The organism is Streptomyces sp. NPDC057939, assembly GCF_042887545.1.
In the GTDB taxonomy this organism is placed as follows: domain Bacteria; phylum Actinomycetota; class Actinomycetes; order Streptomycetales; family Streptomycetaceae; genus Streptomyces.
This window is the reverse complement of record NZ_JBHVPG010000052.1, coordinates 1-18,058: the sequence shown is the minus strand read 5'-3', so window position 1 is coordinate 18,058 and position 18,058 is coordinate 1. Positions and strand designations below refer to the sequence as shown.

Sequence of the window (18,058 nt, the reverse complement as noted above, 5' to 3'; positions counted from 1 at the left end):
CGCCCGTGCCCGCAGCCGTGCCGCCACCGCCGTTCGACCCCGAGGTCCGCACCCTCGCCGTACTGCTGCGGGCCGCCGGACTCGATCCGTCCGCCGAGGAGCTCGCCGACGCCCTGTGGCTGGCCGCGCGCACCCGCCGCCCCGCGCGCTCCGGTCCCGACGCCGAGGCCCCGAACCCGACGGAACGCCCCGGACCGACACCCGGGCCGGGAACCCCGGACGGGACCGCGCCACCGGCTCCCGAACCCCCGGAGCCGGTCCCGCCGGAGCCGGAGGTGGAGGATCCCGTCGGGCTGTACGCCGACGGGCCGGGCGTGCCCTCCGACACCGCCGTCGACACCGAGGTGCCCGTCGGCGACGCCGTGCCCGTACGGGTTCCCGGGGCGGCCGCCCTGCCCCGGATCCTCGACATCCAGCGGGCCCTGCGCGCCCTCCAACGACACCGCCCGCCCGGCCGGCCCACCCGTACCGTCCTCGACGAGAACGCCACCGCGGAGGCCAGCGCCCGCGCCCTCGGCCTGGTCATCCCCGTCTTCCGGCCGGAGAGCCGGCGCGAGGCGACCGTCCGTCTGGTCATGGACGCCTCCCCGTCCATGGCGGTGTGGCAGGAGATGTTCGAGGAACTGAGGACGGTCTGCGAACGACTGGGCGCCTTCCGGGACGTCCAGGTCCACCGGCTGCACCGCCTCGCGGACGGCACCCCCGCCGTCGGCCGCGGCCCCGCGCCCGGCGTCGGCCTGCGCTCGGGGGACCAACTCCGCGACCCCACCGGACGGGCCCTGACCATGATCGTGTCCGACTGTGCCGGGCCGCTGTGGCGCGAGGGCGAGGCACAGCGGCTGCTGTACCGGTGGGCCCAGTGCACCCCCTGCGTCGTGGTCCAGCCGCTGCCGCAACGCCTGTGGGGCCGCAGCTGGCTGCCGACCGAGCGCGGGGTGCTGGAACGCACCGAGGACGGGGCGGGCGGCCCCGGCGGCGGCCGGCTGCGGTTCCGCCGGGACCGGCCGCCGCGCCCCGGGCGGCCCGGCGGCGGGCTGACCGTACCCGTCCTCCCGCCGAACGCGACCGCGCTCGGCGCCTGGGCCCGGCTCGTCGCGGGCCTCGGCACCGGGCCCGTACCGGCCGAGGTGGGCCGGGTCCAGGCCCGGCATCCGGCCGCGCCCGTCCCGCTGCCCCGGGCCGCCCGGCCGCCGCGCGAACTGGTGTCCCGCTTCCGGGCGTCGGCGGCCCCCGGCGCCGTACAGCTCGCGGTGTACCTGTCGGCGGCGCCCCTGACCCTGCCCGTGATGAGGCTCGTGCAACGCACGATGCTGCCCGACTCCGAACCCTCGGACCTGGCCGAGGTGCTGCTGAGCGGACTGCTGCGACGCACCGGGGAGGTGCCGGGCCAGTGGTACGAGTTCGTTCCCGGCGTGCAGGACGTGCTGCTGGGCCCGCTCGGCCGGGACGAGGCCGCGCTGGTGCTCAAGCACTGCTCCGAGTACGTGCTCGCCCACTTCGGGCGGGGCGTACGGAACTTCCCCGCGCTCGCCGTCTCGCAGCTCACCGGCGTGGCGTCGGCGCCCTCCGACCCCGGACCGGCGCGCGCCCCCGGCGGGCAGCTCCCGCAGGCCTTCGCGCACGTCTCCGCGAGGGTCGTGCGGCGCTACCTGCCGGGCCCGCCCGAGCCGCCCGAGGAGGAGCCCCCGGCGGACGGGACCGCGCCCGCCGGGCCCCCGCCGGCCGGCCGGGCCCGCGCCGTGCGCGCGGCCCGCGACCGGCTCGCGGACGGCGACGCCCGCGCCCCCTACGAGGCCGTGGCCCTGCTCCGGCGGGCCGTCGCGCTGCCCGCCGGGCCGCAGGACCCGCCGGAGGAGGCGGAGGCCGCGCTGACCGCGGCCCTGCTCGTGCTGTGGGCGGCGCAGCGGGACCCCGAGCTCCTCGACGAGGCACAGCGCGCCGTGACCGGGCTGCACACCCCGACCGCGCGGTCGCTGTTGGGCCGGGTGCTGTACGAGCGGGCCCTGGCGGGGGGCGGGGACGCGGAGCTGCTGGCCGCCGCCGACCGGGAGTTCGCGGCGGCGGGCGCCGCCACGACGGACCCCGGGCTGCGCCGGGACTGCGCGGTCCGGCGCTCCCGCACCCTGATCCGGCTGGCCGCCCTCCGCAACGACCCGGCCCCGCTACGGGAGGCCCGCGCGGCCCTGGAGGCCCTGACGGCGCCGAACGGGCCGGGGGAGGGGCCGGAGCCCGGCCCGTTCGGCGAGCGGCGCGGGGGCGGTGGGGTCGGCGGGACCGGCGAGGTCGATGGGTCGGGTGGGGTTGGTGGGGTTGGTGGAAAGGGCGGCACGGGTGCCGATCCCCACGGCGAGGACGTCGGTCCGGGGGAGGAGGGCCGGGGAGGCGGGGTCGGTCAGGCTGATGGGGCCGGGGGGACCGGTGGGCGCGACTCCGACTCCGACTCCGGCTCCGGCCCCGACCCCGATGCCGGCTCGGGCGAGGTGGGCCGGACGGGGGAGGAGGCCGGTCGGGCCGTGGACGCGGGCGGTTCCGGGGAGGGTGACGCGGATCCCGGACTGCGGCTGGCCCTCGGGCGGGTGCTGCTGGCCCTGCTGCCCCGCACGCCGGACGCCGCCGCCCGTACCGCGCTCGCGGAGGAGGCCGCGGCCGTCCTGACGGCGGTCCTGGCGACGCTCGCGGGTGCCGCTTCCCGCACCGACGCCGACCCGGAGGCCGCGGACCCGGACACCGCCGATCCGGATGCCGTGGACCCGACGGGTACGGCCCCCGACGGCGTCGGCCCGCCGGCCCGCGTCCGGGTGGAGCTGGCCACCGCCCTGCGGTACCTGCCCGGGCGGCTGGAGGAGGCCGCCCGACAACTGGTGCGGGCCCTCGACGAGACCGCCGGGGATCCCGAACTGCGGCTGGCCGGGCTGCTGTGCCTGGCCAGGGTGCACCGGGCCCGGTACGCCCGCGACGCCGATCCGGTGGCCCTGGAGGCGGCGGCCGAGGCGTACGGGAGGGCCAGGCGGCTGAGCCCCCGGGACGGCGAGGCCTTCGCGGAACTGCTGCCCGAGTGGGGCGACGTACTCCTGGAACGGGCCCGGACCCCGGACGGGCAACGGTTCGTCTCCGCCGCCGTGCGGGTGCTGCGCGAGAGCCGCTCCGCGGTGCCGCAGTCCGATCCGGGTGCCGCGCACCGGTTGCTGCGGCTGGCCGCCGGGCTGCGCCTGCGGCACGCCTACGAGGGGGACCTCGTCGACCTGCGGGAGGCGGAGCACCTGCTGGAACTCGCCGCCCGGCAGGGACACGGGCCGCTGGAGCGGGCCCGCGCCTGGCGGGAACACGGGGACGTGCAGCAGGAGATCCACGCCCACACCCGCACCGTCGACCGGCTCGACCGGGCCGCGGACTCCTACCGCAGGGCCTGGCGCGCCGCGCTGGAGGCCGACCGGGAGGAGCGCGCGGAGACGGCCCTCCAGCTCGCCGCCAGGGTGCAGGAGCTCCGCGGCGAGGTACTGGAACGGCTGGCCCGGCCCCGGGCCGCCCTCGACGCCTACCGGGCCGCGCTGGAACTCTGGCAACGCGTCGACGCCCGACACCCCGCCGCGCCGACCCCCGGCACCGCGCAGCCCCCGGACCCCGGCGAACCGAACCCGCCCGAGCCACCGCACGGTCCCGGCCCGGGCGGCCCGCCCACCCCGGCCGCGGGCTCCGGCGTCCCGAACCCGTCCGGACCCTCGGGTGGCACGCCGGCCTCGGCCGCGGGCTCCGGGGAACCGAACCGGTCCGATGCCCCGCGCGGGCCCGGCCCGGCCGCAGGCTCCGGTCACCCGGACCCGTCCGATGCGTCGGGTGGGTCCGGTCCGGGCGGTGCACCCGCCCCGGCCGCGGGCTCCGGCGGCCCGAACTCCTCCGCGGGCGACGGCCCGTACGAGGCCCCGTACGCGGCCGGTCACGGCAGCGGGCCCGCTCCGGGCGCCGGGCCGGGGCCCGGCCAGGTCGCCGGGCACGGCGCCGTGGCCGACTTCGGCCGGGACACCGTGCCGGGCACCGCCCGGGACGCCGGCCACGGTCCGGCGCGCGACTTCGGCCGGGAGATCGATCGGGACACCGGGCGGGGTGCGGGTCGGGACGCCGGCCACGGAGCCGTTCCCGACTTCGGCCCGGGCGTCGCGCGGACCCCGCGCCAGGACCCCGGACGCGGGGCCGCGCCCGGTCCGGACGGTGGTCGGGCCTCCGACCCCGACCCCGGCGTCGCACGCGACTCCGGCCGGACCGCCGGGCATGACGCGGGGCCCGATGGGGGCCCGGGCGTCGGGCCGACCCCGGGCCAGGACCCGGGAGGCGGCGCCGCGCCCGACCGCGGGCGGAAGCCCGGTCCGGACGGCGGTCGGACCTCCGACCCCGACCCAGGCGTCGCATACGACTCCGGCCGGACCGCCGGGCATGACGCGGAGCCCGGCAGGGGCCCGGGGGTCGGGCCGGCCCCGGCGCAGGGTCCGGGACGCGGCCCCGCGCCCGGTGCCGGACGGGAGGCCGGTCCGGACGGTGGTCGGGCGGCTGCCGACCCCGACCCCGGTCGCGGGATCACCGGCCGGACCTCCGGGCACGGCGCCCCGCCCGACCCCGGCCGGGCCTCCGCGCCCGGTGCCCCGTACGAACCCGGACAGGGGAGCGGCGTTAGGGACGGGGGGCACGGCGCCGTGCCCGACTCCGTGCCCGGGGCCGGATCGGGCGCCGCCGACGGCGGCCGCGCCGGACCCCGCACCGACCCGCCCGCCGCCCGGCAGGACCCCCCGCACGACGCCCGCCGCGACCCGCGCCACGACGGCCCGCACGCCCACCCGCACGAGGGGTCCGCCGACGGCCCCGACGCGGGGCGGCCGGGCGATCGACGGCGGGCCCTGCGGGCGCGCATACGGGACCTGGAGGCGGGCCTGTGAGCCGTTTCCGCCCGCCGTGCGACGGGAAGAGCCAGTGGACCGACCGACAACAGGGGGACCAGCAGCCCATGGTGACCGGACGTCAGGAAACGGCGGCAACCGCGCGGCCCTGTCCCGGCCGGTTGCCGGACCTCTCGGGACTCGACCTGGCCGCCCTGCGCGGGATCGACCATCCGGTGCTCGCCGAGGTGATCGAGGGCATGGTCGAACGGGTCACGCACCCGGCCGAGATCCTGAACGCCTTCGACTCCGGCGTAGCCTGAAGTACCTCCGGTCACAGAGGGAGTTGACCACTTTCCGCCGTTAGCCGGACCGGTCCGGAGGGCAGGGATGCACCGTCCGCAGCGGGAGGTACAGGCGATGAGCCATGCGATCACGAGCGATCTCGTGCTGCCCGCCCACCGGACCCCGTCCCGCCACGCGCGGCACGCCCCCTGGCCCTACACCCGCCTCGACGTGCCCGCCCTGCGCGCCGCCGGCCACCGCCCGCAGCCGATCCGACAGTTCGTCCTCAAGACGCACGGCCGCTGCAACCTGGCCTGCACCTACTGCTACGTCTACGAGATGGCCGACCAGGGCTGGCGCACCCGCCCCGCCGTCATGGCGCCCGCCACCGCCCTGCGCGCCGCCGAGCGGATCGCCGAGCACGCCGCCGCCCACGCCCTGACCCGGGTCGACCTCGTCCTCCACGGCGGCGAACCCCTCCTCGGTCCGCCCGGCGCCCTGGCCGCCCCCGTCGAGGCGGTGCGGGCGGCGCTGGCCCGCCTCTCGCCGCGCACCGGCGTCACCGCGGCCGTCCAGACCAACGGCACGCTGCTCACCCGCGGCCGGCTCGCCGCGCTGTCCGCCGCCGGGATCCGGGTCGGCGTCAGCCTCGACGGCGGTCTGCCCGCGCACAACGCCCGCCGCGTCGACCACGCCGGGCGGCCCGGCTTCGGGGCGGCCGCCCGCGGTCTGCGGCTGCTCGCCCGGCACCCCGACAGCTACGCCGGGGTGCTGTGCGTGGTGGACGTGACCCAGGATCCGGTGGAGACGTACGAGTCCCTGCTGGCCTTCCAGCCGCCGGCCATCGGGCTGCTGCTGCCCCTCGCCAACTGGAGCAACCCGCCGCCCGGCTGGTCGCGGCACGCCAGCCCGTACGGGGACTGGCTGCTCGCCGTGTTCGAACGCTGGTGGCACGACGGCGTGCGGCGCACCCGGATCAGGATCTTCGAGGAGGTCATCGCCCTGCTGCTGGGCCTGCCCGCCGCCACCGAGACGCTGGGCCTGGCCCCCGCGACGACCGCGGTCGTCGAGACCGACGGGAGCATCGAGCAGGCCGACTCCCTCAAGTCCGCCTACGAAGGGGCCGCCGCGACCGGGATGACCCTCGAAAGCCACAGCTTCGACGAACTGCTCGACCATCCCGGGTTCGCCGCCCGCCAACTGGGCCGGGAGGCGCTCGCGCCCGCCTGCCGGGCCTGCGAACTCGTCGAGGTGTGCGGGGGCGGGCACTACCCGCACCGCTACCGCGAGCGGGAGGGCTTCCGCCAGCCGTCCGTGTACTGCGCCGACCTCCAGGCCGTCATCCGCCACGTGGCCCGCGCCCTGCACACCGCCGCCACCACCGGACGGGCCGCCTCATGAACCACCGCGCCGAAGCCACGCCCCGCACCGACGCCACCCCCGGCACCGACGCCACCCCCGGCACCGCCGCGGGCCGGCATCCCGAGGCCGCCCACCCGGCGGAGGCCGCCCGCCCCGCCGGACCCCTTCCGGCCGGTGGGGTCGGGCGGACGCCCCGCGCGGCGGCCGTACCCACCCAACACGCAGGCCCCACCAGCCCCACCCACCCCACCGGTTCCCCCGCCCCGACCGACCTGGCCCGCTTCGCCGTCAGCTCCCACACCCTGCGCGCCCTCGCCTCCACCGAGCCCTCCGCCGAAGGCACCCGGCTGGTGCGCGACGTACGCCGCTCCAAGCGGCTCGTCCTGCTGCGCGCCGTCCTCGACGCCGCCCCCGACGCGGAGGCCGCCGAACGCTGGGCGCTGCTGGAGGAGGCCGAACGCCAGGACCCCGAGGCGGTCCGCGACGTCCTGCACTACCCCGCCACCGGGGTCTGGGCGGAGGAGACCCTGCGCCGGCTGCACGCACCCCAGGGGCCGCCCCCCGACCTGGGCCACCTCGGGGCCCTCGCCGTAGCCGCCGCCCTGCGGGCCGGGATCAGCTTCAAGGTCACGCTCCGCCCCGTCCACGGCCGGCTCGTCCTGCCGACCCTCGGACTGCTGCGGCCCGACCGCCCCGGCCCCCTCGCCCTCACCGAACGCTCCTGGGACGGCGCCGACACCCTCCCCCTGCACGCCCTGCCCGGCGGCGTCACCGCCCTCGACGACCTCGACCCGTACCGGGCCCCCGCCCCCACCGACGGCGGACCCGCCGGTGTCCGCCCGGCCCGCCGGCTCACCCCCAAGGGGCACAAGCGCTGGGACACCCAGTGGTCCGGCGCCCTCACCCTCCTGGAACGCTACGACTCCACCCGGGCCGAGGAGGCCGCCCGACTGCTGCGCTCCGTGGTCCCGCTGGCCGGCGGGTCCCGTTCCAGCGGCGCCACGCTCCCCGCCGCCGCCGGTTCGGTCCTGGCCCGCGCGCAGGCCCCGCCCGCCCTCGCCGCGACCCTCGTCCACGAGGTGCAGCACGGGAAGCTGGCCGCCCTGGCCGACGTGCTGACCCTGCACACCGCCGACCGCACCCCCCGCCACTGGGCGCCCTGGCGCAGCGACCCCCGGCCGCTGGAGGGGCTGTTGCACGGCGCGTACGCCCACCTGGCCCTGGCCGGGTACTGGCAGCGCGCCGCCCTGTACGGGGCCCGCGGCGCCTGGGCCCAGCACGCCCGGGTCCGCGCGCAGGTGGCCGCCGTCCTGCCGACCCTGCGCGCGCACCCGCAACTCACCCTCACCGGCAGTGAGTTCGTGGAGGGCATGAGCATCGCGGAGCGGGCCATGGACGAACTCCCGCCCCCCGGCGACCAGCACGTCACCGCCCGCCGGGCCCTGGAACGCGAACGCGGCGCCTGGTGCGAGGCCCATCCCGAACTCGCCGTGTTCGCCACGGGATGAGAGGCGTCGCAGCGGCCTGACGACCCGTCCGCTGCGGTACCTTTTCAGTCCCGCCCCACCCCGTACCCGCCCCACCCCGTCCACCGCCCGGATCCCAGGGAGACGGCCGCATGACCGGTACCGGTACGCGTCACGACCGCGACGGAGCCCCCCAGCCGCAGCGCTTCGTCATCAGCTTCGCGGGCTTCAACCGGCCCTGGGCCGTGTGGATCGCCCACCGCCTGGAGGAGCACGGCCACCGCGTCGCCCTCCAGCGCTGGGACCCGCAGAGCAGCCCCGGCCTGACCGACGCCCTCGACGACCTCGCCCGGGCCGGCGGCAAGGTCCTCGTCGTGCTCAGCGAGCGCTACTTCTCCGCCGGCACCCACACCGACGAGGAGTGGAACGCCGCGCTGCGCACCGTCACCGCCTCCCACCCCGACCGGTTCGCGGCCGTCTGCCTGACCGACTCCCCGCTGCCCAGCGCCGTCGCCGCCCTGGAGAAGACCGACCTGTGGGGCCTGGACTCCTACGAGGCCGAGTACCGCGTGCTGCGCCGGCTGGAGCTCCCCACGGACCGGATCGGCACCGAGAGCGGACGCCGCGGACCCCGCTTCCCCAACGACCCGCCCGAGATCTGGGGCCGGGTCCCGCGCCGCAACCCGCGCTTCACCGGCCGCAACGACGTCATCGGCCGACTCCGGGCCGCCCTCACGGACGCCCCGCCCGGCGCGTCCACCGTGACCCTGCTCGGCCTGTCCGGCGTCGGCAAGACACAGGTCGCCACCGAGTACGCCTACCGTTTCGCCTCCGAGTACGACGTCGTCTGGTGGATCCCCGCCGAGGACCGGCCCACCCTGCGCGAACGCCTCGCCGACCTGGCGCCCGCGCTCGGCCTGCCGCTCGGCGCGGGCAGCTACGGCGAACAGATCCGGGCCGTGCTGGAGGCACTGCGGCGCGGCACCCCGTACCACCGCTGGCTGATGGTCTTCGACGGCTGCGACCACCCCGACGACCTCACCGACCTCCTGCCCTCCGGCGCAGGCGACGTGATCATCACCTCCCGGAACCGCGAATGGGCCGCCCGGCACACCAGCCTCGTCGAAGTCCCCCTCTACGCCCGGCCCGAGTCCGTCACGTTCATCCGCCGCCGGGCCGGCCGCCTCACCGGCGACGAGGCCGACCAGCTCGCCGAGGCGCTGGAGGACTACCCCCTCGCCCTCGACCAGACCGCGGGATGGCTCGCCGACTCGCCCATCGGCGTCGGCGAGTACCTCACCCTCCTCCAGCACCGGCTGGACTCCCACGAGGCCGTCACCCTCTCCGACGACTACCCGCTGCCGTTCCCGACCGCGCTGGCGATACTCCTCAACAACGTGCGGGAGAACTTCCCCGACGCCCTCGCCCTGCTCCGGCTGTTCGTTTTCTTCGCCCCCGGCCGGGTCCCGCTGCGGCTGCTGCGCGAGTTCCCCGCCGACGACGTCCCCGAGCACCTCGCCGGGATCGTCAACGACCAGATCCGCTGGAACGCGGCCCTCAACAAGCTCGTCCAGTTCTCCGTCGTCCGCCTGGAGTACTCCGACCTGTCCGTGGAGGAGGGCGGCGGCCTGGAAACCGTCCAACTCCACCGCATGGTCCACAACATCGTCCGCGAGAACCTCGCCGAGGAGGAGGCCGAACAGCTGTCCCGCTCGGTCCGCCAGGTCCTCGCCGCCGCCGACCCCGGCCGGCCCACAGACTCCAGGCTGTGGCCCCGCTACGCCGAGCTCATCCCGCACCTGGAGTCCGCCGGCGTACTGACCAGCTCGAACCCGCGCATCCAGAACTTCCTGCTGCACTGCCTGCGCTACCTGACCCTCGCCGGGGAGTACCGCACCTGCCTGCGCCTGGCCGAACGCACCGACGGCATCTGGCGGGCCCTGCTCGGCGACGACCACGACCAGGTCCGCGAACTCAGCTACCACTACGGCGGCGCCCTGCGGATGCTCGGCCACTTCCGCCGCGCCGAAACCCTCGCCCGCGCCGTCGCCGACCGGCTCGTCGCCGAACGCGGCGACCGCGACCTCGAAACCCTCCGGGCCACCAGCACCTACGCGGGCGTCCTCCTCAGCACCGCCAAGTTCGAGGAGGCCCGACAGCTGCTGGAACACGCCTTCGAGACCTACCGCGAACTCCTCGGCGAGGACGACTCCACCACCCTCAACGCCCAGAACAACGTCGCCGTCGCGCTGCGCCTCCTCGGCCGTTACCAGGAGGCCTACGACATCGACCTGGACACCCTGCGCCGCCGCGAACGGGTCCTGCGCGTCCGGCACATCGCCACCCTCTCCTCCGGGGTCGGCTGCGCCATGGGGCTGCGCCTGATGGGCCGCTACCGCGAGGCCCTGGCCCGCCAGGAACAGGGCCTCAAGCTCCACATCCAGGTCCTCGGCGCCAACCACCCGCAGACCCTGCGGGCCGAGCACAACCTCGGCCAGTGCCTGCGCCGCTCCGGGGACATTCCCGGCGCCGGCGCCCGCCTGCGCAGCGTCCTGGAACGCTCCACCCGCGTCTTCGGCGCCGAGTTCCCCTGGACCCTGATGGTCGCCTCCGACTACGCGACCTACCTGCGCGAGTACGGGGACATCGAGGAGGCCCGCCGGATCTCCGAGGACGTCGTGCGCGGCTACCAGTCCCAACTCGGCCTCGCCCACCCCTACAGCATCGGCACCGTCGGCAACCTCGGCCTGGTCCTGCGCGCCCAGGGCGAACGCGCCGAGGCCCTCAACCTCGCCGAACAGGCCCTGGTCGGGATGCGCGGCGCCCTCGGCGACCGGCACCCCTGGACCCTGGGCTGCGCCCTCAACGCCACCGGGCACCGCAACATCACCGGCCGGCTCGACGACGCCCTCGACCTCAGCCGCGAAACCCTGCGCGACGCCGAACGCGTCCTCGGCCCCGACCACCCGATGACGCTGAGCGCCCGCATCGCGCTCGCCGCCGACCTGCGCGCCGTACGCGAGGACATCGAGGCCTCCAAGCACGAGGACGCCGGCATCAAGGCCCTCACCCGCACCCTGGGCCCGCAACACGTCCACACCGTGTCCGCCCGCCGACAGACCCGCCCCTACTGGGACTTCGAACCCCAACCGTAGGGCCCGGGCCGTGACAGCCCGCCGCCGCGCCCGCCGCGCCCCGGCCGCGTCCGTGGCCGTGTCCGTGGCCGTGGCCGTGGCAACGCCGGAAGGCCCGGCCCCCCGAGGGGACCGGGCCTTCCACGTTCGGGCTCGACGGGCCGACTACGCCTCGAAGACCTCGTTCAGCAGGAGCTGCTGCTCCGCCTGGTGACGCTTCGCGGAACCGACCGCCGGGGACGAACCGTGCGGACGGGAGATCCGCCGCAGGCGCTCGCCCGCCGGGACCTCCGCGCCGACCGCCAGGTCGAGGTGGTCGATCAGGTTCAGCGCGATGAACGGCCACGCACCCTGGTTCGCCGGCTCCTCCTGCGCCCAGATGTACTTCGCCGCGTTCGGGAACTTGGCGATCTCGGCCTGGAGCTCGGCGCCCGCCAGCGGGTACAGCCGCTCGATGCGGATGATCGCCGTGTCGGTGATGCCGCGCTTCTCCCGCTCGGCCTCCAGGTCGTAGTAGACCTTGCCGGCGCAGAAGACGACCTTGCGGACCGCGTTCGGGTCCACGGTGGCGTCACCGATGACCGGACGGAACGAACCGGTCGTGAACTCCTCCGCCTTCGACGCCGCGGCCTTCAGACGCAGCATCGACTTCGGGGTGAAGACGATGAGCGGCTTGTGGTGCGGGTTGTGGACCTGCCAGCGCAGCAGGTGGAAGTAGTTCGACGGCAGGGTCGGCATCGCGACCGTCATGTTGTCCTGCGCGCACATCTGGAGGAAGCGCTCGGGACGCGCGGACGAGTGGTCCGGGCCCTGGCCCTCGTAGCCGTGCGGCAGCAGCAGCGTGACGCCGGAGGTCTGGCCCCACTTCTGCTCGGCCGAGGAGATGAACTCGTCGACGACGGTCTGCGCGCCGTTGACGAAGTCACCGAACTGGGCCTCCCAGAGGACCAGCGCGTCCGGACGGGCCAGCGAGTAGCCGTACTCGAAGCCCATCGCCGCGTACTCGGAGAGCAGCGAGTCGTAGACGTTGTAGCGGGCCTGGTCGTCCGACAGGTAGAGCAGCGGGGTGTAGTCCTCGCCGGTCTCCCGGTCGATGAGGACCGCGTGACGCTGACCGAAGGTGCCGCGGCGCGAGTCCTGGCCGGACAGCCGGACCGGGGTGCCCTCCATCAGCAGCGAACCGAAGGCCAGGGTCTCGCCCATGCCCCAGTCGATGGTGCCCTCGTCGATCATCGCCGCGCGGCGCTGCAACTGCGGCAGCAGGCGCGGGTGGACGGTGACGTTGTCCGGGATGTTGACCTGGGACTCGGCGATCCGCTTGACCACGTCCTGCGAGATCGCGGTGTTCACCTCGACCGGGAACTCCTGCGCGGTCTGCGCCGGCGTCACCGGGGCGCCGACGGCCGGAGCGGTCGCGGCCTCGCGGACCTCCGCGAAGACCTTCTCCAGCTGGCCCTGGAAGTCCTGGAGCGCCTGCTCGGCCTCTTCCAGCGTGATGTCGCCGCGACCGATGAGGGACTCGGTGTACAGCTTGCGCACCGAGCGCTTCTTGTCGATCAGGTCGTACATCAGCGGCTGCGTGAACGCCGGGTTGTCCGACTCGTTGTGACCGCGGCGGCGGTAGCAGATGAGGTCGATGACGACGTCCTTGTTGAACGCCTGACGGAACTCGAAGGCGAGCCGCGCGATGCGGACCACGGCCTCCGGGTCGTCACCGTTCACGTGGAAGATCGGCGCCTCGATCATGCGGGCCACGTCGGTCGCGTACATCGACGAACGCGAGGACTCCGGGGCGGCGGTGAAGCCGACCTGGTTGTTGATCACGACGTGGACGGTGCCGCCGGTGCGGTAGCCGCGCAGCTGCGACATGTTCAGCGTCTCGGCGACCACGCCCTGGCCCGCGAAGGCCGCGTCGCCGTGCAGCGCCAGCGGCAGGACGGTGAAGTCCGTACCGCCCTTGTTGATGACGTCCTGCTTGGCGCGGGCGACACCCTCCAGGACCGGGTCGACCGCCTCCAGGTGCGAGGGGTTCGCGACGAGCGAGACCTTGATCTGCTCCCCGTCGAGGCCCGTGAAGGTGCCCTCGGCGCCCAGGTGGTACTTGACGTCGCCGGAGCCGTGCATCGACTTCGGGTCGAGGTTGCCCTCGAACTCGCGGAAGATCTGCGCGTACGACTTGCCGACGATGTTCGCGAGCACGTTCAGCCGGCCGCGGTGGGCCATGCCGATGACGACCTCTTCGAGGCGGGCCTCGGCGGCCGAGTCGATGACGGCGTCGAGCAGCGGGATGACGGACTCGCCGCCCTCCAGCGAGAACCGCTTCTGACCGACGTACTTCGTCTGCAGGAAGGTCTCGAAGGCCTCCGCCGCGTTCAGCCGGCGCAGGATCCGCAGCTGCTCCTCGCGCTCCGGCTTGGAGTGCGGGCGCTCGATGCGGTCCTGGATCCAGCGACGCTGCTTCGGGTCCTGGATGTGCATGAACTCGACGCCGGTGGTGCGGCAGTACGAGTCGCGCAGCACGCCGAGGATGTCGCGGAGCTTCATCATCGACTTGCCGGAGAAGCCGCCGACCGCGAAGTCGCGCTCCAGGTCCCACAGGGTGAGGCCGTGCTCGGTGATGTCGAGGTCGGGGTGCTTGCGCTGCTTGTACTCCAGCGGGTCGGTGTCGGCCATGACGTGGCCGCGGACCCGGTAGGAGTGGATCAGCTCGAAGACGCGGGCGGCCTTCGTGACGTCGTCGTCGTGCGAGGCGTCGATGTCACGGTTCCAGCGGACCGGCTCGTACGGGATCCGCAGCGCCTCGAAGACGTCGTCGTAGAAGCCGTTCTCGCCGAGCAGCAGGTTCGCGACGATGCGCAGGAACTCGCCGGAGGCCGCGCCCTGGATGACCCGGTGGTCGTAGGTCGAGGTCAGGGTCATGACCTTGGAGATGCCCAGCTTGTTCAGGGTGTCCTGCGAGGTGCCCTGGAACTCGGCGGGGTAGTCCATGGAGCCGACGCCCATGATGACCGACTGTCCGGGCATCAGGCGGGGCACGGAGTGCACGGTGCCCAGACCGCCGGGGTTGGTCAGCGAGACGGTGACGCCGGTGAAGTCGTCCATCGTCAGCTTGCCGACGCGGGCCCGGCGGACGATGTCCTCGTAGGCCATCCAGAACTCGAAGAAGTTGAGGGTTTCGGCCTTCTTGATGCCGGCGACGACGAGCTGGCGGTCACCGTTGGGCTTCACCAGGTCGATCGCGAGACCGAAGTTGATGTGCTCCGGCTTGACCAGGGTCGGCTTGCCGTCCTTCTCCGCGAAGGAGTGGTTCATGGCCGGCATGGCCTTGATCGCCTGCACCATCGCGTAGCCGATGAGGTGCGTGAAGGAGATCTTCCCGCCCCGGGCGCGCTTGAGGTGGTTGTTGATGACGATGCGGTTGTCGAACAGCAGCTTCACCGGGACGGCGCGGACGGAAGTGGCCGTCGGCACGTCGAGGGAGGCGTTCATGTTCTTGGCGACGGCCGCAGCCGGGCCGCGGAGCGTCACCAGTTCGGGGCCCGTGGGGGCCTCGGTGGCGGGCGCGGCCTTCTGGGCGGGGGCGGCAGCAGGAGCGGCCGGGGCCTGAGGGGCAGGAGCGGCCGGTGCGGCGGCCGGGGCCTGGGAGGTGACAGTCACAGCAGGGGCACCAGAGGGGGTGGCAGGAGCAGGGGCAGGAGCTGACGCGGGCGTGGGCGCGGCGGAGACCGGTGGGGCGGCGCTCGCCGCCCCCGTGGCGGCGGCGTCGGCCTGCGGGCCCCGGGCGGCGGGAGCGGCGGCCTGTGCGGAGGCGCCGTCCGTCGTCGTGGGCTTCTCGGGACTGTCCGACTTCACCGGAGCGACTGCGCCCCCCGGCTTGTAGTCGGCGAAGAAGTCCCACCAGGCCCGGTCGACCGAGTTCGGGTCCTGGAGGTACTGCTGATAGATCTCGTCGACGAGCCACTCATTCGCACCGAAGCCTGAGGCAGGGGTCTTCCCACGCTCTGCTGTTTCGGTCGTGGTGCTCGGGTTACTGGGGGACTGTGGCGACACGGCGGCAACCGCCCTCTTCCGCTTCACAAGGTATGGACAGCGGTGATAAAGGCTACGCCTCCCCGGCCACCCAATGCAGGCCGGGCGGGACTTCCGTCGTGCAGGTCACATCGAACGGCGGGTTTCGCCGCCTGGAATGGCGGGAAACAAGCGTGGTTCGGGTAGCAGACAACCAGGTTGCGGCCTCCATGGCTTCGCACCCCTGACGACCCCGGGCACATGTGGCCGAGATCATGTCCTTCCCACTCGAACCCTACGTCAAGACGTCGCCGGTGAGCTGCCCGGAAGAGTGACAAGGATTCGGCAACCTCGTGACGATTCGGCCACGCCGATGGCACCGCCGTGCAGGCCCACGGCCCACTGGGCGATGGCCAGCCCCAACCCGGTGCCCCCGTCGCCGCTCCGCGCGGCCCCCCGGTTGAACCGCTCGAAGACCCGGTGCCGCTCGGCCTCCGGAATGCCCGGACCCTCGTCCACGACCTCCAGCTCCAGGCTCCCCGGCTCCTCCCCGGCACGGGCCCGCACCGTGACCCGGCCGTGCGGCGGACTGTGCTTCACGGCGTTGTCGATCAGGTTCGCCACCACCTGGTGCAGCCGTTCCGCGTCCGCGTACGCCGTCAGCACCGGCGGGAACACGTCCAGGTGGAGGTGCACGTCGTTACGGGTGTGCCCGCCCGACCCGGTGGACAGCCCCGGCCGTCCCGCGGCGGCCAGCCCCGACTCCTTCAGCACCCCCGACAGGTAGGGCCACACCTCGAAGCGCCGCGCCCGCAGCGGAACCACCCCGTTGTCGACGCGCGACAGGTCCAGCAGCGTCTCCACCAGCCGGCCGAGGCGCTCCGTCTGCTTCAGCATGGTCCGCATGGTCTCCGGATCGGCGGCCGAGACCCCGTCCACCACGTTCTCCAGCACCGCCCGCAGCGCCGCGATCGGCGTGCGCAGTTCGTGCGAGACGTTCGCGACCAGTTCCTTGCGGTGCCTGTCCACGGCCTCCAGGTCGTCCGCCATCACGTTGATCGTCGAGGCCAGGTCGCCCAGCTCGTCCCGGCGGCCCGCCCCGCGCACCCGGCGCGTGTAGTCCCCCTGGGAGATCGCGCGCGCCACCCGCGTCATGTCGTCCAGCGGCGCCGTCAGGCCGTGCGCCACGAACTGAGTGATCAACATCGAGGCGATCACCGAGAACACCGTGATGAACCGCAGCTCGGTGTCGGTGCGCAGGGCCACCAGCAGCAGCCCCGTCGTGATGAACACCGAGACCACGACGAGCGTGCCCAGCTTCGTCTTGATGGAGAAAGGCGAGTACGGGCGCAGCCCGCCCGCGGACCGCTGCGCGGGAACCCGGGAACCGGGCCGCCGACCCGGCCGGCGCTGCGAGGTGCCGCCGCTCATGCCTGGGCCGGGGTCTCCAGGGCGTACCCGACGCCGTGGACCGTACGGATCCGCTCCGCCCCGATCTTCCGGCGCAGGGCCTTGATGTGGCTGTCGACCGTACGGGTCCCGGACGCGTCGGCCCAGTCCCACACCTCCGCCAGCAACTGCTCCCGCGACAGCACCGCCCGCGGGGTCCCGGCCAGGCACACCAGCAGGTCGAACTCCGTCGGTGTCAGGTGCACGTCCTCCGTCTGCACCCGGACCCGGCGCTGAGCGTGGTCGATCTCCAGGTCGCCCAGGCGCAGGGTCGCCCCGCGCGGGGCGTGCGCGGCCAGCGTGGCCCGCTCCACCCGCCGCAGCAGGACGTGGACCCGCGCCGCCAGCTCCCGCATGGAGAACGGCTTCGTCATGTAGTCGTCGGCCCCGACGCCGAGACCCACCAGCATGTCGGTCTCGTCGTCGCGGGCGGTGAGCATCAGCACCGGAACCGGCCGCTGCGCCTGGACCCGGCGGCACACCTCCAGCCCGTCGAAGCCGGGCAGCATGACGTCCAGTACCAGCAGCTCGGGCAGCCAGCTCTCGGCCGCGGCGACCGCGGCCGGACCGTCGTACGCCGTCTGCACCTGGAAGCCCTCGGCGCGCAGCCGCGCCGAGATGGCGTCGGCGATGGTGCGGTCGTCCTCGACCACGAGCACGCGCCGTTGGGCGCCCGGGGTGGCCGCGGCGCCCGTGTGGGTGGTGTGTGTCTGTTCCATGTCCCGCCCCTGAAGATCCCGCGTGTTGGGGTGCAGCGTAGAGGAGCCACCGGCCTGCGGCTATGCACGGTTCGGACAGGGAGTACCGGGTTCCGATCCTCGCCGCGGCCCGTCACGGGGGCGGTACGGGCCGTGTGCGCGGCCGTTCGCGGTGCCGCGGCGGGTCGCCGGCGCGGGGCCGCCGGTGACGTACCTCACCGCACCGGCCACGGGTCGGGGCGGGGGCCCGAGGGGCGGGAGCCGGGTCAGGACGGGGGCTCGAAGCGCGGGAGCCGGTCCAGGACCTTCGACAAGCCGGGGGTCAGCGAGGACTGGTCGCAGGCCACCTCGGTGCCGGCGTGGACGAAGGCGTAGACGAAGCCGTCGAAGACGGGAGGGTCGGACATCGCGACCCGGGGCAACCGCGGCAGGTCGGCGTCGCGCAGCGCACCGCGCAGCGCCTCCAGCCCGGCCGGCGCCAGTTTCCCGGCGCCCTCGGGCCCGGCCCGGCCGTCCAGACGGGTCCAGGAGCCGTCGCCCTTGACGACCAGGGTGTGGGTGCGGCCCGCGTAACCGCCGGTGCGGGACACCCGGAGCAGGGTCTCGGTGGCGCCGGGACCGGGCGGGGTGCTGCTCGGGGACCCGCTCGCGGGGCTGCTCGTCGGGCTGCTCACGGACGGGCCGGGGGCCGGGTCCGTGCCCGGGCCGGTGGGCGCGGCGGACCCCGCGCCGCCCGACGAGGGCGCCGGCGAGGCAGCGGCCGTGGTCGCCGGGACGCCGGTGCCCGGCGC

9 protein-coding genes and 1 pseudogene are annotated in these 18,058 nt (G+C 74.9%); 6 read left to right on the top strand and 4 right to left on the bottom strand.

Annotated features, from left to right (window positions below; genetic code table 11):
- The first annotated feature begins 5 nt into the window (after window positions 1-5).
- The 5 genes from ACFVS6_RS35165 (at window position 6) to fxsT (ending at window position 11,133) form a co-directional block, all read left to right on the top strand.
- Complete coding sequence (locus tag ACFVS6_RS35165) at window positions 6-4,925, top strand: SAV_2336 N-terminal domain-related protein (protein WP_389710499.1); 4,920 nt, start codon at window positions 6-8, stop codon at window positions 4,923-4,925.
- Window positions 4,922-5,188 carry an FxSxx-COOH cyclophane-containing RiPP peptide gene (gene fxsA, locus ACFVS6_RS35160; RefSeq protein ID WP_389710497.1) on the top strand — a complete coding sequence of 89 codons (267 nt, stop codon included), beginning with the start codon at window positions 4,922-4,924 and terminating at the stop codon, window positions 5,186-5,188. The genes ACFVS6_RS35165 and fxsA overlap by 4 nt, the downstream gene beginning before the upstream one ends.
- Window positions 5,189-5,285: 97 nt before the next feature.
- On the top strand, window positions 5,286-6,551 hold the full coding sequence (locus ACFVS6_RS35155) for an FxsB family cyclophane-forming radical SAM/SPASM peptide maturase (protein WP_389710495.1): 1,266 nt from the start codon (window positions 5,286-5,288) through the stop codon (window positions 6,549-6,551).
- Complete coding sequence (locus ACFVS6_RS35150) at window positions 6,548-8,020, top strand: HEXXH motif domain-containing protein (protein ID WP_389710493.1); 1,473 nt, start codon at window positions 6,548-6,550, stop codon at window positions 8,018-8,020. Before ACFVS6_RS35155 ends, ACFVS6_RS35150 begins: the two co-directional genes overlap by 4 nt.
- A gap of 110 nt (window positions 8,021-8,130) precedes the next feature.
- Window positions 8,131-11,133 (top strand): FxSxx-COOH system tetratricopeptide repeat protein, encoded by a 3,003-nt coding sequence (gene fxsT / locus ACFVS6_RS35145; protein ID WP_389710491.1) that lies wholly within the window; start codon window positions 8,131-8,133, stop codon window positions 11,131-11,133.
- Window positions 11,134-11,277: 144 nt separating this feature from the next.
- Here the strand turns inward: fxsT and ACFVS6_RS35140 are convergent, their stop codons facing one another.
- The 4 genes from ACFVS6_RS35140 to ACFVS6_RS35125 all read right to left on the bottom strand — a co-directional run bounded on the left by ACFVS6_RS35140 (window position 11,278) and on the right by ACFVS6_RS35125 (window position 17,857).
- Window positions 11,278-15,162: a multifunctional oxoglutarate decarboxylase/oxoglutarate dehydrogenase thiamine pyrophosphate-binding subunit/dihydrolipoyllysine-residue succinyltransferase subunit gene (locus tag ACFVS6_RS35140; RefSeq protein ID WP_389710489.1), complete on the bottom strand. Its 3,885-nt coding sequence runs from the start codon at window positions 15,160-15,162 to the stop codon at window positions 11,278-11,280.
- Between the two features lie 258 nt (window positions 15,163-15,420).
- Window positions 15,421-16,551: an ATP-binding protein gene (locus tag ACFVS6_RS35135; protein ID WP_389710487.1), complete on the bottom strand. Its 1,131-nt coding sequence runs from the start codon at window positions 16,549-16,551 to the stop codon at window positions 15,421-15,423.
- On the bottom strand, window positions 16,548-17,288 hold the full coding sequence (locus tag ACFVS6_RS35130) for a response regulator transcription factor (RefSeq protein WP_281210121.1): 741 nt from the start codon (window positions 17,286-17,288) through the stop codon (window positions 16,548-16,550). Before ACFVS6_RS35130 ends, ACFVS6_RS35135 begins: the two co-directional genes overlap by 4 nt.
- Window positions 17,289-17,533: 245 nt before the next feature.
- Window positions 17,534-17,857: a hypothetical protein gene (locus ACFVS6_RS35125; protein ID WP_389710485.1), complete on the bottom strand. Its 324-nt coding sequence runs from the start codon at window positions 17,855-17,857 to the stop codon at window positions 17,534-17,536.
- A 16-nt stretch (window positions 17,858-17,873) separates the two neighbouring features.
- Here ACFVS6_RS35125 and ACFVS6_RS35120 point away from each other — a divergent pair.
- Window positions 17,874-18,058 (top strand): annotated as a pseudogene (locus ACFVS6_RS35120) (hypothetical protein); the annotation flags it as partial.

Coding starts and splice junctions, on each gene's coding strand:
- ACFVS6_RS35155 (WP_389710495.1), top strand. CDS start 5,286: ATGAGCCATGCGATCACGAGCGATCTCGTGCTGCCCGCCCACCGGACC.
- ACFVS6_RS35150 (WP_389710493.1), top strand. CDS start 6,548: ATGAACCACCGCGCCGAAGCCACGCCCCGCACCGACGCCACCCCCGGC.
- fxsT (WP_389710491.1), top strand. CDS start 8,131: ATGACCGGTACCGGTACGCGTCACGACCGCGACGGAGCCCCCCAGCCG.
- ACFVS6_RS35135 (WP_389710487.1), bottom strand. CDS start 16,551: ATGAGCGGCGGCACCTCGCAGCGCCGGCCGGGTCGGCGGCCCGGTTCC.
- ACFVS6_RS35130 (WP_281210121.1), bottom strand. CDS start 17,288: ATGGAACAGACACACACCACCCACACGGGCGCCGCGGCCACCCCGGGC.